Below are 13,425 nucleotides of genomic sequence, written 5' to 3'. Positions count from 1 at the left end.
ACGCGGCCCTGGGTGGGAGCGAGCCTGCTCGCGAAGGGGCCAGTCAAAACAACGCAGGAAGCAACTATTCCACCCGCATCTCACCACTGAACACCAGCGTACTGCGGCAGCGCCGGCACAGATACCGCCGCCCTTGCCGCACCAGACCGTGACGCTGGGCGGTAAACGGGAAATCACTGTCGGGGCAAGGGCATTTGTAGATATAGCGGGTCACGCTGCGCCGCTTGATTTCATAGGTATGGCAGCGGTCCGGCGGCAGTTCGTAGACGCCGCGCATGATCAGTTGCCACTCCTCGCCATGGGGCTGGATGCGGTCGCCGAACAGTTGATGAGCGATCAGGTGAGCGACTTCGTGAGCGACGGTCTGCTTGAGGAAGTGCTCGGTGTTTTCCCGGTACAGCTGCGGGTTGAAGCGCAGCAGGTTCTCGTGCAGATGCGCGACACCGGCTTTCTGCCCGCGCAGCTTGAGGCTGACGACGGGGCGTTTGAAGGAGCGTTTGAAAAAGGATTCAGCGAGTTGGTAACAATCTTCGACGCGGGTATTGAGTTGCTCGGGCATGCTTGATGGATCTCCAGAGACGCCGAGTATGCCGCAACCCCGGCGACTTGCGAATCGCCGACCTGCCGAATGGTCGTCGCCCCAACGAGAAGGCCGCCTTGCGGCGGCCTGTATTGGCAGATGTTGTTTTTCTCAGGCAGGAAACAGGTCAGTTGGTATAGACCGGGCCGACACCCAGGCCCCAGACAATCACGGTGAACGCCATGATCGCCACCAGCACCACCAGGCCGACAGCAAGCACCGAGCTGGAAAACAGGAAACCTTCATCCGAAGGGATGTTCATGAAGGTCGGCAGGCCGACATACAATAGATACACCGTATAGCAGATGGCCGCTGTGCCGACGATCATCCCCAGCCACATGTGCGGATACAGCGCCGCCAGACCGCCGACAAACAACGGTGTCGCGGTGTATGTGGCAAACGCCACGCAACGGGCCAGGCTTGGATTGGCGTCATAGGTGCGCGCCATCCAGTGCACGAAGGCGCCCATCACCGCGACCCCGCCGAGCATCGCCAGGTACGACATGATGGTCATCCACAGAGCGCTTTCAAACGTGAGCATCACCGGCGCGCGGTTGCCGATCACCCAACCGACCTGGGTCGTGCCGATAAACGCCGAGACAGCGGGGATCGCCGCCAGAATCAGCGTATGCGTCAGGTACATGTGGCTGATGCTTTCCTCTTGGTCGCCACGGATCTCCTTCCATTCCTGATCGGGGTGGGTAAATAGTCCCACTACGTGATGGATCATGCCATTCACTCCTCTTGTCATTGCCATCGCCCCCCAATGGAGCGCCTACGGGCCAAGATGGCCGAGCAAATACAGGTCTTCAGATGTGTGCGACCTTATGTCGCAGTATAGAAAGGACTCCAGCGCACCGGTATGCCGGGCTTAGAGCAAATCGCGCTGTAAACATTGCAGGTAATCGCCTCGGGGTCTTGCGCGGAAGGCATTTTTGGGGTTGAAACACTTTTGTGGCGAGGGGATTTATCCCCGTTCGGCTGCGCAGCAGTCGCCAAGCCATACACCGCGCAGTGTCAGGCAATACGAGTTCTCAGGTTTCAGGGCTGCTTCGCAACCCAGCGGGGATAAATCCCCTCGCCACAGATGCTTCGCGCTACTGGGGTTTTTGCGTAAAATGCCGGCCTTTCGTCACACCTCACGGATTTCGCGTCATGGGCACTCTTACGGTCAACCAGAACAAACTGCAAAAGCGCCTGCGCCGCCTGGCCGGCGAAGCGGTCGCCGATTTCAACATGATCGAAGATGGCGACAAGGTCATGGTCTGCCTGTCCGGGGGCAAGGACAGCTACACCATGCTCGACGTGCTGATGCACCTGCAGAAGGTTGCACCGATCAAGTTCGACATCGTCGCGGTGAACATGGACCAGAAACAGCCGGGCTTTCCCGAGCACGTGCTGCCGGCCTACCTGAAAGAACTGGGCATCGAGTATCACATCGTCGAGAAGGACACTTACTCGGTGGTCAAGGAACTGGTGCCGGAAGGCAAGACCACCTGTTCGCTGTGCTCGCGCCTGCGTCGCGGCACCCTGTACACCTTTGCTGACGAAATCGGCGCGACGAAAATGGCCCTCGGTCATCACCGCGACGACATCGTCGAAACGTTCTTCCTCAACATGTTCTTCAACGGCACCCTGAAAGCGATGCCGCCGAAGCTGCGCGCCGACGATGGCCGCAATGTGGTGATCCGCCCGCTGGCGTACTGTAACGAGAAGGACATTCAGGCCTACTCGGACCTCAAGCAATTCCCGATCATCCCGTGCAACCTCTGCGGCTCGCAGGAAAATCTGCAGCGCCAGGTGGTCAAGGAAATGCTCCAGGACTGGGACCGCAAGACACCGGGCCGTACCGAATCGATTTTCCGCAGCCTGCAGAACGTGGTGCCGTCGCAACTGGCCGACCGCAACCTGTTCGACTTCACTAGCCTGAAGATCGACGAGACCGCGGCTTCGCGTTTCGTCAATGTCGTCAATCTGTAAACACAACCTGTAGAAGCGAGCCCTGTGGTTGAGGGGACAGCTTCTGCATGGGTTATTCATTTCCAAACCTCAGGAGAGGGCATGCGCGATTACAAGTGGCTGCACGAATACTGTCTGAACCGTTTCGGTTCGGCGGCTGAACTGGAAGCCCATCTGCCCGTTCCCAAGACCCCCGCACAACTGCGCAAAATCCGCGACGACCGCTACCTCTCGACCATGGCCCTGCGGGTTTTTCGCGCCGGGCTCAAGCACAGCCTGGTCGACGCCAAGTGGCCGGCGTTCGAAGAAGTGTTCTTCAAATTCGATCCGGAAAAAGTCGTGCTGATGAGCGCCGAACACCTTGAGCGGCTGATGCAGGACGCGCGGATCATCCGCCACCTCGGCAAGCTCAAAAGCGTGCCGCGCAATGCGCAGTTCATTCTCGATGTGGAAAAGGACAAGGGCAGCTTCGGCGCGCTGATCGCCGACTGGCCGGTGACCGATATCGTCGGCCTGTGGACCTACCTGAAAAAGCACGGCCACCAACTCGGCGGGCTGTCGGCACCGCGCTTTTTGCGCATGGTCGGCAAGGACACGTTCGTGCCGAGCTACGACGTGGTTGCGGCGCTTAATGCGCAGAAGATCGTCGACAAAGTGCCGACCAGCCAGCGCGATCTGGCGACGGTGCAAAACGCGTTCAACCAATGGCACGAACAGAGTGGCGGACGGCCGATGAGCCAGATTTCGATGATGCTCGCCTATACCGTGAACCATTAAGTCAATCCGATCGTTCCCATGCTCCGCGTGGGAACGCCGCCCGGGACGCTCCGGGTCCCTGAGACGCAGAGCGTCTCTGGATGCATTCCCACGCAGAGCGTGGGAACGATCGGTGTAGCAACTGATGGCGATCGGTCAGGCGACGCTGATCTCGCCTTCACCCGCCAATTTGCGATTCAACTGATAGCGCCAGCGCACATACAACAGCGCCGAGCAGAACACCGCCAGGCTCGCGGCCATTTCCAGCAGGCCGAACAGCTGCCGGTTGGGGTCGTACGCCGCCAGGGCGCCTTTGATGAAATACAGGTTCACCACAAAACACATCCACGAATGGCCACGGGCGCTGCCCATGATCATCGCCGGGGCGAGCACCAGCCACGGGATCAGCTCGACCAGCAGAATCACCCACGGCCGCGCGCCATGCAGATCGGCGAACACCAGGTAATAAACAGCGAGCAAGCCGGCGAGGGAGAAAAAGCTCAGCAGGCTGAGCACGCGCATCGCCTTGACCCGTGGCTCAAGCCACTCTATCGAGGGCAGGACTTTCGGCTTCTTCGCCATCAGCCCACCAGTTTCTGCGCGGTTTTCGCCAGGCGCAGACCGAGTGCGCGACACAGCGCCACTTCATGCTGATCAAGACCGTTCTTGCCGTCGGCACCGGCGTGATGGCTGGCCCCGTACGGCGTGCCGCCACCTTCGGTTTCGAGCAGGGCCGATTCGCTGTAGGGCAGGCCGGTGATCAACATGCCGTGATGCAACAGCGGCAACATCATCGACAACAGCGTGGTTTCCTGACCGCCGTGCAGGCTGGCGGTGGAGGTGAACACACCGGCCGGTTTGCCGACCAGCGCGCCAGTCAGCCAGAGGTTGCTGGTGCCGTCGAGGAAGTACTTGAGCGGCGCGGCCATGTTGCCGAAACGCGTCGGGCTGCCCAAGGCGAGGCCGGCGCAGTTCTTCAGATCATCGAGGCTGGCGTAGAGCGCGCCTTCAGCGGGAATCTCCGCCGCTACCGCTTCGCATTCGGTGGAAATCGCCGGCACTGTGCGCAGACGCGCTTCCATGCCTGCCTGCTCGATGCCACGGGCGATTTGCCGGGCCATCTCGTTGGTCGAACCGTTGCGGCTGTAATAGAGAACCAGAATGTACGGCGTGCTCATGGCAACAACTCCAGCACGTTTTCCGGCGGGCGACCGATGACGGCCTTGTCGCCGACTTCCAGAATCGGCCGCTCCATGAGTTTCGGGTGCGCGGCGATGGCGTCGATCAGCTGCTGCTCGCTGAGGCTGGCGTCGGCCAGGTTCAGGGTTTTGTATTCCTCTTCACCGCTGCGCAGCAGCTGCCGCGCGCTGATCCCGAGCTTGCCGAGCAGGGCCCTGATCTGCGCGGCGCTGAGCGGCGTTTCCAGGTAGCGCACGACAGTCGGATGCAAGCCGCGGGCTTCAAGCAGTTCCAGCGCGCCGCGGGATTTCGAGCAGCGCGGATTGTGATAAAGCGTCAGATCGGTCATGGCGGGTCGCTTCTGGCGTAAAGTGGCGGCTATTCTAACTGTGCGGCGCGCAATCCAGAACCGTCAGAGGCGATGGGTCGCAGGCGCTTTCGAATTTTCACAAGGAACACGACATGACACGGCGATTGGCAGCGGCATTGACGATAATCGGGGCGTTGATGCTGGGGGGCTGCGGCAATGATTACGGCATCGACCAGAACGGCCAGAAGGTTGCGTCCGAACGTCTGGACAAACAATGGGTGGTGCTTAACTACTGGGCCGAATGGTGTGGCCCGTGCCGCACGGAAATTCCCGAGCTGAATCATTTGGCTGATGAGCTCAAGAGCAAGAATGTCGGGGTATTCGGGGTCAACTTCGACAATGTGCAGGGCGCGGAATTGAAAGAGGCGAGTGAAAAGCTCGGCATCAAGTTCACCGTGCTCGCGCAGGATCCGGCCGAGCTGTTCGACCTGCCGCGCAGTGAGGCGCTGCCGGTGACCTTCATCATTGATGACAAGGGCAAGGTGCGTGAGCAGTTGCTGGGTGAGCAGACGGCGGCGGGGGTGCTGGCGAAGCTGGAGGCGTTGCAGGCTACGAAGTAAACCGCCAGAAGCCCCTCACCCCAGCCCTCTCCCGGGGGGAGAGGGGGCCGACCGAGGTGTCTTTCGTCGTACATCGACCTGAGACACCGAGTTGATTATGGTCCCGTCAGACAGGATCCAGTCGATTATGGATTCGGCGAAGAATTACCACGTCGACATAACTCTTCAATATCCCCCAATCAGTCCCCTCTCCCTCTGGGAGAGGGCTAGGGTGAGGGCCTTGGCGATCCAGGGCGGATCAACCTTCTTCCAGCCACCAGCGCAACGGTTTGCCTTCAGCCGGCCAGAAGCGCACCTGCTCGATTGGCGAAATGTCCCAGCGCTCGACTTTTTCCAGCGCCTGCAAGAAGCGTTGTTCCTGCTCCATCAACGCCGGGGCGCAGAGCTTGCGGGTCTTGCCGATCTTGCCGAACCTCAGCTTGTCGCCGTCCTGCGTGTACGGCGCGAACCAATGGTTGCAGCCGCCGTTGCCGTAGGCGCGGCCGTCATCGCCGAGGGTCACGGTCAGATGGCTGTAATCCATCAATGGCCGCTCGCCGATCCATTCCAGAATGTAGCTGCGGTTGTGCTGCAGTTGCACCGGCTCTGCGGCGCAACCGACCAGGCCGACACCGATCAGTGCGGTCAGGGCGAGGCGTTTCATCACGCAGGCTCCTGGCATTTCGGGCACAGGTGCTTGTCGCCGACGACTTTCCAGCCCAGCTCGGCGATGCGCGCGGTGGCGGCAGGTTTCTCGGCGGACTTGCCGAGTTTGGCATCCACGGCGAATTCGAAGCTCAGCTCTTTCGCGCAGCTGTCGCAGTTGACCTGCCAGGTGTGAATGGCCAGTTCGCCGAACACCGGGCCTGTGGTCATCGCGGTCCATTGGCCTGGCGGATTGATAAGGTGGCGCACAGTGTCGACGGTCAGGCGCATGGACAAATCCTTGCTGCCTTTGAGCGTGACCAACAGGGCATCGCCGATACGGATCGAGCCACCGTTGCCGGTCACCTGATAGCGGCCTGGAACCAGGGCGCGGCATTCGGTGAGGGTGTGTTGCGGGTTCATCAGGGTGTAGCGGAAATCGTGTTCGACCATGGGTCCTCCAAATATGCGCGACATGCTAGCACGGGCTCGATTGCAGAATGATGCACGCGTGCGACCTTCGATCCGGTTCAAATGCGCCGACAGTCATGGCAAACTGCCGGCCCCCGAATCTGAAGGAACGGAACATGGCGCTGATCGAATGTTATGAATGCAAGCGGAGCATCAGTTCCGAAGCGCTGGTGTGCATTCACTGCGGCGCGCCGATGGCCGAACATGCCGCCATGCAGGCGCAATCGACGGCGGCACCGGTGCAAGCCGCGACGATTTCCTTCGGCAGCCTGCCACGTAACAACGCAGTGCCCGAGGCGGTTGCGCCGCCAGTGTCCGAGCCTTTACCCAAAGTGATGCCGGCAGCGGCGGGGCGCCGACGTCGTCAGCAGGCTGCGGAACAGGCCCGCCAGGAACAACAACCGCTCAACGCCGATGGCAGCCGCCCGGTGGAGGGCTGGCTGAAAATCATGGTGTTTCTGTTGCCAGCGTTTTTCGTCTGGTTCCTGCTGCGCAACGGCCATTCGAGCAAGCAGCGCCTGCTCGGTTTCGGCTGGCTGGGCTTGCTGATCCTGGCGTCTTCGCTGTCCAAGTAAAACGGTTCAACCCTCGACCTGGTTCTGCGGCGCGCCTGCCGCCCAGGTCGCGATGTTGTGCAGGGTGGTCGCGGCAATCGCGCCCAGCGCCTCGCGGGTCAGAAACGCCTGATGCGCGGTGATGATCACGTTGGGAAACGTCAGCAGACGCGCCAACACATCGTCCTGCAACGGCAGGTCGGAGCGATCCTCGAAAAACAGCTGCGCCTCTTCCTCGTAAACATCCAGCCCCAGATAACCGAGTTGGCCGTCCTTGAGCGCGTCGATCAGCGCTGGCGTGTCCACCAGCCCGCCACGCCCGGTGTTGATCAGCATCGCCCCCGCCTGCATGTGCGCCAGTGAGTCGCGATTGATCAGATGCTTGCTCTGTTCGTTGAGCGGGCAATGCAGGCTGATGATCCGCGACTGTGCGAGCAATTCCGGCAGGCTCAGATAACGTGCGCCCAACGCCTGCACCTCGAGATTGGGATACGGATCGTAAGCGAGCAGTTCACAGCCGAAGCCGTGCATGATTTTCGCGAACGTTGCGCCGATCTGTCCGGTGCCGACGATGCCGACGGTTTTGCCGACCAGATCGAAACCGGTCAGGCCATGCAGGCTGAAATCGCCTTCGCGGGTGCGGTTGTAGGCGCGATGCAAACGACGGTTGAGGGCGAGGATCAGCGCCACCGCATGTTCGGCCACGGCGTGCGGCGAGTAGGCCGGCACACGAACCACGGCCAGGCCAAGGCGTTTCGTCGCCGGCAGGTCGACATGGTTGTAACCCGCCGAACGCAGGGCAATCAGCCGCGTGCCACCGGCAGCGAGGCGCTCGAGCACCGGGGTGCTGAGGTCGTCATTGATGAACGCGCAGACCACTTCGTGTTGCTCGGCCAGCGCCGCCGTATCGAGGCTGAGCCGCGCCGCTTGAAAATGCAATTCAAGCCCGGCCGGGCAGTCGGCGGCGAGAAAGCTGTCGCGGTCGTAGGTCTGGCTGCTGAAAATGATCGTGCGCATGAATCCTCCTGGAACATCGACGCGGGCCGCAACGGCCCGCGACAACTGTAGCGCTTTGCGCGCGCCGTGCCTTGCCGTGGATCAGGCGCTGATGCGCGCCTGCGCCGCGAGTCGATTGATCGAGCGTTCCAGTTCATCCAGCGCGGCGGCGGCTTTCGGATCGTCCTGCTTGAGCAGGGTTTCGCTGCGCTGGCAGGCGGCGCGCAGTTGCGGCACGCCGCAATAACGGGTCGCGCCGTGCAAGCGGTGCACGCGTTCGAGCAGGGCATTCTGGTCGTGGCTGTCACGCGCGGCGCGTATCGCTTCGCGGTCGGCTTCCAGCGAGGCCAGCAGCATGGCGAGCATGTCCGCCGCCAGATCCGCCTTGCCCGCCGCCAGACGCAAGCCTTCTTCGTGATCAAGCACCGGCAGTTCCTGCTGACTCGCCGCGCTGTCGCCGCTGCGCTCCGGGGCCTGATTGCGCAGGGCCAGTCCGGTCCACTTCAACACCACCTGCGCCAGTTGCCGCTCGCTGATCGGTTTGGTCAGGTAGTCGTCCATGCCGCTTTGCAGCAGCGCGCGTTTTTCATTGGCCATGGCGTGGGCCGTGAGGGCGACGATCGGCAGCGGCGTGCAATGCCGCTCGCTTTCCCACTGGCGAATGGTTTCGGTGGTCTGGCGACCGTCCATGCCCGGCATCTGCACGTCCATCAGCACCAGATCGAAAGATTCGCTCTGCACGGCTTTGACTGCTGCGTAACCGCTTTCCACCGCGAGCACGCGGGCGCCCATGTCTTCGAGCAGGGTCTGCACCAGCAACAGATTGGCCGGGTTGTCGTCGACACACAGCACGCGCGGCGCACGGCTCGATAATGGCTCGCCCGGTTCGCTGCGGGTCTGGCGCGGATTGACCAGATCGGACAGCGCCCGGCGCAATTTGCGCGTACACGCCGGTTTGGCCTGAAGCTGGCTGTGCGGGTTGGGTACCGACAGGTGAAACAGCGTCTGTTCGGTGGTCGGGCACAGCACCAGCACTTTGCAGCCCAGGTGTTCGAGGTCCCAGATGTGCTGGTTCAAGCGTTCCGGGAGCATATCGTTGCTGGTGATGCCGATCACCGCCAGATCGATCGCCTGATCGGTCTGATGCGCGCCGGTGACGCCATTGCTCAGGCTCTCCAGAGTATTGAACGGCGTAACTTGCAGTCCGCAGTCTTCCAGCTGATGTTGCAAGGCCTGACGCGCCAGTTCGTGATTTTCCAGCACCGCCACGCGGCGTCCGAGCAATGGCGCGGCGGGCAGGTCTTCGGCGTCGTCGCGAGTCTTGGGCAGGCTCAGGCTGATCCAGAATTCCGAGCCCTCGCCCGGCGTGCTCTCGACGCCAATCTCGCCGCCCATCTGCTCGATCAGGCGCTTGGAAATCACCAGCCCCAGCCCGGTGCCGCCGGGTTGGCGCGACAGCGAATTGTCGGCCTGACTGAAAGCCTGGAACAGCGCGCGCACATCCTGACTCGACAGACCGATGCCGGTGTCCTGAATGCTGATGCGCAGTTGCACGCTGTCTTCGTGTTCGTCTTCGAGCATCGCCCGGGCGACGATGGTGCCTTCGCGGGTGAACTTGATCGCGTTGCTGACCAGATTGGTGAGGATCTGCTTCAAGCGCAGCGGATCGCCGACCAGCGACAGCGGCGTATCGCGATAGACCAGGCTGACCAGCTCAAGCTGCTTGGCGTGCGCGGCCGGAGCGAGGATGGTCAGGGTGTCCTGCAACAGGTCGCGCAGGTTGAACGGAATGTGATCGAGTACCAGTTTGCCGGCCTCGATTTTCGAGAAATCGAGAATCTCGTTGATGATTCCCAACAGGCTGTCGGCGGACTTTTCGATGGTGCCCAGATAGTCGAGCTGGCGCGGGGTCAGTTCGCTTTTCTGCAACAGGTGAGTGAAGCCGAGAATGCCGTTGAGCGGCGTGCGGATCTCGTGGCTCATGTTGGCGAGGAATTCGGATTTGATCCGGCTGGCTTCCAGCGCTTCTTTGCGCGCCAGGTCCAGCTCGATGTTCTGGATCTCGATGGTTTCCAGGTTCTGCCGCACGTCCTCGGTGGCCTGATCGACGCTGTGCTGCAATTCTTCGCGAGCGTTTTGCAGGGTGCCGGCCATGCGGTTGATACCCGAGGCCAGTTCGTCCAGCTCCTGACTGCCGAGGGGCGGCAAGCGGGTTTCCAGATGACCGTCCTTGAGTTGCGCGACAGCCTGCTTGATCTGGCTAAGCGGACGGTTGATGGTGCGGCCCATGCGCAACGCGAGGAGGGCGGCGCCGGCAAGTCCGGCGGCGATCAGCAGCAGGCTGGCGAACAGGCTGCGATAGCCGCGCAGCAACATGCCGTTGTGCGAGAGCTCCAGCTCGACCCAGCCGAGCAGGCGTTCGGATTCTTCGGGAATGATTTCACCGGCGAGGTTGCGGTGCTTGCCGAACACCGGCATCAGGTAGCGCGTCGCGTCATTGCCGCTGCGTCGTTGCAACAGCGCGCTGTCACCGCTCGGGGCCTGATTGAGCATGGTCGGGCCGGCGTGGGCCAGTGGCGAGCGGTCCGCCGCGAGGAAAGTCACCGCGCGCACGTCGGGTTGTTCAAGGGACTGGGTGGCGATGCGTTCAAGCAGATCGGCGTCGCCGTGACCCATCGCCGGCGCCACCAGCGGCGCCAGTTGCTCGGCGATCATTTCGCCGCGCTGCATCAATTGGCTGTGCAGGTCGGTCTGCTGCGTCCAGGTGAAATAGCCACCCAGCACCAGCGCCATCAGGCTGGTCGGCAACAAGGTCAGCAACAGCACGCGACCTTTGATTCCCAGTTTCTTGAGCACGCCTATCTCCCGCATCCCGCTGATCTGTTGACACATGCGTGCATCCGGCACGCGACATGGGCGCAGTGTAGCGATTTGCAGGCGGGCAATCTTGCGGAAAATGCAGCGCCGCCCACGCACTCGTTCGTCCGACAGGCCAAGCTTGTGTTGCCCGCTGTCGGACAATCTTGAATAATCCGCCAACTGAGAATTACTTGCAGATACTCATGACTCCTGTTTCCGTTAGCCAACCACGCATCCTTTCCATTGAAGACGACCCGGTCCTCGGCGCGTATGTGCACGAGCATCTGGGCCGCAGCGGTTTTCAGGTGACCTGGTGCCAGAACGGCCAGGAAGGTCTGAACATCGCCCAGCGTCAGCCTTTCGACGTGGTGCTGATGGATATTCTGCTGCCGGGGCTCGATGGTCTGCAGTTGTTGACGCAATTGCGGCAGAGCCATTCGACGCCGGTGCTGCTGATGTCGGCGCTGGGTGCCGAGGCCGATCGCATCAGTGGTTTCCGCCTCGGCGCTGATGACTATCTGCCCAAGCCGTTCAGCATGGCCGAGTTGCATGTGCGCATCGAAGCGATCCTGCGCCGGGTGGCGCTGGATCGGCGCCCGCCTGCGGTTACCGCTGCGGTGGTCAGCGGCGCCCTGCGTTTCGATGACGAACAGTGCGACGTGTTTTTCCGCGAGCAAGCGGCCGGGTTGACCCGTAGCGAATTCCGTCTGCTGGAAACCCTGCACCGCAACAACGAGGAGGTGCTGAGCAAGGCCTTCCTTTATCAGCACGTCCTGCAACGCGGCTTTGCGGCGCACGACCGCAGCCTCGACATGCACATCAGCCAGATCCGCCGCAAACTCAAAGCCATCGGTTACACCGAGCGCGAAGTGCGCACGGTGTGGGGCAAGGGCTACGTCTTGAGCGGCGCCGATGAAACTGTCTGAACTGCCGGGGCGGCATTCGCTGTTCTGGAAACTGGCGTGCCTGCTGGTGGCGTTCTGTCTGCTGATGATCTGGTTGAGCTGGTCGTGGGGCCGCTACATGGAGGAGCGCAATCAGTTCCTCTCCAGTGACGCGCGCAGCACCCTCAGCCGTTATGCCGCGCAAGCCGAACAGGCGTGGCAGCGCGGCGGGCGCAATGGCGTCGATGACTGGTTGCAGAGCATGGAATTGCGCGAGGCCAGTTGGGTCGGCGTGATCGGCGCTGATTTGCAGTCGCTGAGCAGCCAGCCGTTGAACGCCGCGGAGGTGCAGCACCTGACCTTTTTGCGCGGCCTCGACTGGCCGATCCACAAGAAGGGCCGACCTTGGCTGCGGGTACCGTTCCCCCAGGATCCGACCGTCGGCATTCTCGTCATTGAATTGCCCGAGCGTTTTGTCCCGGGCAAGTACCGGGTGTTCTGGCGGGTGATCACCAACGGTGTGATTCCCGGGCTGTTCACTTTGTTGCTCTGTGTCGGCCTGTATCGCCTGCTGGTGGTGCCGCTGAACAACCTGCGCGAACAGGCCAACGCCTGGCGCGCCGACCAGTTGAATGTGCGCCTGTCGAGCGGCATCACCCAGCGCCCGGATGAACTCGGTGAACTGGCGCGGGCCTTCGATTCCATGTCCGAGCGCCTGCAAACCACGGTCGCCTTGCAGCAGCAATTGTTGCGCGACCTGTCCCACGAACTGCGCACGCCGCTGAGCCGCCTGCGCGTGGCCAGCGAAAGCGAACAGGGCCTGGCGCAATTGCGCGAGCGCATCGGCCGCGAGGTCGACGGCATGCAACGTTTGGTCGAAGACACCCTGCAACTGGCCTGGCTCGACACCGACCGCTCGCCGTTGCCGGATGAAGCGATCCAGATTCAGGCGCTGTGGGAAATGCTCACCGACAACGCCTGTTATGAAAGCGGCTGGCCGAGTCTGCAATTGCAATGCTCGGTCGAGGCATCGTGCTGGGTGCGCGGCAACCTCAATACCCTGGCGCAAGCGCTGGAAAACATCCTGCGCAACGCCATTCGTCACTCGCCCGAGGGCGGCATCGTGCGGCTCGATGCACGGCACGATGGCGAGTATTGGCATTTGTGGCTGGAGGATCAGGGCGGCGGCGTGGCTGACGAAGATCTGCAGCGGATCTTTTCGCCGTTCATTCGATTGGACGGATCGAGACCCGGGGATGGTGGCTTTGGCCTGGGATTGAGCATTGCGCGCAATGCGGTGCAGCGCCAGGGCGGGTTGCTCTGGGCGGAAAATACCGGGGCGGGGCTGCGGTTGAATTTGCGTTTGTTGGCGGATGATGGTGTTGCGCCGACTGACGCTATCGCGAGCAGGCTCGCTCCCACAATGGCTGTGCATTCACCGCAGATCGCATAAGCAACATTCATCCCCGTGGGAGCGAGCCTGCTCGCGAATTCCAAGCAGCACCACGAGAACTGAGTGTTGCGCAAATAAAAGTCTCACCACTGGTGAGACTTTTGTGCCTTATTCCCATAAACCATAAGCACCGCACTTTGCGTGATATGGCCTGCGCGGGTTTGCCGGTATGATAGGCGC

General features: G+C 61.8%; 15 protein-coding genes. 6 read left to right on the top strand and 9 right to left on the bottom strand.

The genetic code is table 11. The features are described 5' to 3' along the window. Nucleotides 1–64 precede the first annotated feature (64 nt). Both OK411_RS21030 and OK411_RS21025 read right to left on the bottom strand, forming a co-directional pair. Nucleotides 65–559, bottom strand: a complete 495-nt coding sequence (locus OK411_RS21030) for a SprT family zinc-dependent metalloprotease (protein WP_024013976.1) — start codon at nucleotides 557–559, stop codon at nucleotides 65–67. 148 nt (nucleotides 560–707) lie between these two features. Then, the gene (locus tag OK411_RS21025) at nucleotides 708–1,310 is read right to left on the bottom strand and encodes a Yip1 family protein (protein WP_016773629.1); all 603 of its coding nucleotides are present in this window, start codon (nucleotides 1,308–1,310) and stop codon (nucleotides 708–710) included. A gap of 425 nt (nucleotides 1,311–1,735) precedes the next feature. On the opposite strand from OK411_RS21025, the gene ttcA reads away from it, so the two are divergent. After that, nucleotides 1,736–2,560, top strand: coding sequence for a tRNA 2-thiocytidine(32) synthetase TtcA (gene ttcA / locus OK411_RS21020; RefSeq protein ID WP_024013975.1), 825 nt, complete (start codon nucleotides 1,736–1,738; stop codon nucleotides 2,558–2,560). Nucleotides 2,561–2,641: 81 nt separating this feature from the next. Then, nucleotides 2,642–3,316: a DNA-3-methyladenine glycosylase I gene (locus OK411_RS21015; protein ID WP_016773632.1), complete on the top strand. Its 675-nt coding sequence runs from the start codon at nucleotides 2,642–2,644 to the stop codon at nucleotides 3,314–3,316. A 135-nt stretch (nucleotides 3,317–3,451) separates the two neighbouring features. Here OK411_RS21015 and OK411_RS21010 read toward each other — a convergent pair whose 3' ends face one another. The 3 genes from OK411_RS21010 to arsC are packed head-to-tail and all read right to left on the bottom strand — an operon-like array spanning nucleotide 3,452 to nucleotide 4,823. Continuing rightward, complete coding sequence (locus tag OK411_RS21010) at nucleotides 3,452–3,877, bottom strand: DUF2069 domain-containing protein (RefSeq protein ID WP_136492904.1); 426 nt, start codon at nucleotides 3,875–3,877, stop codon at nucleotides 3,452–3,454. After that, on the bottom strand, nucleotides 3,877–4,473 hold the full coding sequence (gene wrbA, locus OK411_RS21005; RefSeq protein ID WP_041479575.1) for an NAD(P)H:quinone oxidoreductase: 597 nt from the start codon (nucleotides 4,471–4,473) through the stop codon (nucleotides 3,877–3,879). The genes OK411_RS21010 and wrbA overlap by 1 nt, the downstream gene beginning before the upstream one ends. Further along, nucleotides 4,470–4,823 carry an arsenate reductase (glutaredoxin) gene (gene arsC, locus OK411_RS21000; protein WP_136492905.1) on the bottom strand — a complete coding sequence of 118 codons (354 nt, stop codon included), beginning with the start codon at nucleotides 4,821–4,823 and terminating at the stop codon, nucleotides 4,470–4,472. Before arsC ends, wrbA begins: the two co-directional genes overlap by 4 nt. A 113-nt stretch (nucleotides 4,824–4,936) precedes the next feature. Here arsC and OK411_RS20995 point away from each other — a divergent pair, with 113 nt between their 5' ends. Continuing rightward, nucleotides 4,937–5,404 carry a TlpA disulfide reductase family protein gene (locus OK411_RS20995; RefSeq protein ID WP_130900990.1) on the top strand — a complete coding sequence of 156 codons (468 nt, stop codon included), beginning with the start codon at nucleotides 4,937–4,939 and terminating at the stop codon, nucleotides 5,402–5,404. A gap of 238 nt (nucleotides 5,405–5,642) precedes the next feature. Here the strand turns inward: OK411_RS20995 and OK411_RS20990 are convergent, their stop codons facing one another. Next, nucleotides 5,643–6,047, bottom strand: coding sequence for an META domain-containing protein (locus OK411_RS20990; RefSeq protein WP_136492906.1), 405 nt, complete (start codon nucleotides 6,045–6,047; stop codon nucleotides 5,643–5,645). Beyond that, entirely contained in the window at nucleotides 6,047–6,481 is a 435-nt protein-coding gene (locus OK411_RS20985; protein ID WP_136492907.1) for a hypothetical protein, read from the bottom strand. Before OK411_RS20985 ends, OK411_RS20990 begins: the two co-directional genes overlap by 1 nt. 134 nt (nucleotides 6,482–6,615) lie before the next feature. Here OK411_RS20985 and OK411_RS20980 point away from each other — a divergent pair, with 134 nt between their 5' ends. Beyond that, on the top strand, nucleotides 6,616–7,074 hold the full coding sequence (locus OK411_RS20980) for a hypothetical protein (protein WP_110602370.1): 459 nt from the start codon (nucleotides 6,616–6,618) through the stop codon (nucleotides 7,072–7,074). 6 nt (nucleotides 7,075–7,080) lie between these two features. Here the strand turns inward: OK411_RS20980 and OK411_RS20975 are convergent, their stop codons facing one another. Together OK411_RS20975 and OK411_RS20970 are read right to left on the bottom strand one after the other, a co-directional pair. Continuing rightward, on the bottom strand, nucleotides 7,081–8,070 hold the full coding sequence (locus OK411_RS20975) for a 2-hydroxyacid dehydrogenase (protein ID WP_264365633.1): 990 nt from the start codon (nucleotides 8,068–8,070) through the stop codon (nucleotides 7,081–7,083). A gap of 81 nt (nucleotides 8,071–8,151) precedes the next feature. After that, nucleotides 8,152–10,905 (bottom strand): response regulator, encoded by a 2,754-nt coding sequence (locus tag OK411_RS20970; RefSeq protein WP_264365632.1) that lies wholly within the window; start codon nucleotides 10,903–10,905, stop codon nucleotides 8,152–8,154. Between the two features lie 206 nt (nucleotides 10,906–11,111). Here OK411_RS20970 and OK411_RS20965 point away from each other — a divergent pair, with 206 nt between their 5' ends. Together OK411_RS20965 and OK411_RS20960 are read left to right on the top strand one after the other, a co-directional pair. Then, on the top strand, nucleotides 11,112–11,834 hold the full coding sequence (locus tag OK411_RS20965; protein WP_264365631.1) for a response regulator transcription factor: 723 nt from the start codon (nucleotides 11,112–11,114) through the stop codon (nucleotides 11,832–11,834). Further along, a complete protein-coding gene (locus OK411_RS20960; RefSeq protein ID WP_264365630.1) occupies nucleotides 11,821–13,245 on the top strand; it encodes a sensor histidine kinase in 1,425 nt (474 codons plus the stop codon). The genes OK411_RS20965 and OK411_RS20960 overlap by 14 nt, the downstream gene beginning before the upstream one ends. The last annotated feature ends 180 nt before the right edge of the window (nucleotides 13,246–13,425 follow it).

This window comes from Pseudomonas sp. RG1, from assembly GCF_025910115.1.
Classification (GTDB): domain Bacteria; phylum Pseudomonadota; class Gammaproteobacteria; order Pseudomonadales; family Pseudomonadaceae; genus Aquipseudomonas; species Aquipseudomonas atacamensis.
The sequence above is the reverse complement of the archived record's forward strand: the minus strand, read 5'-3'. Positions and strand labels throughout refer to the sequence as shown.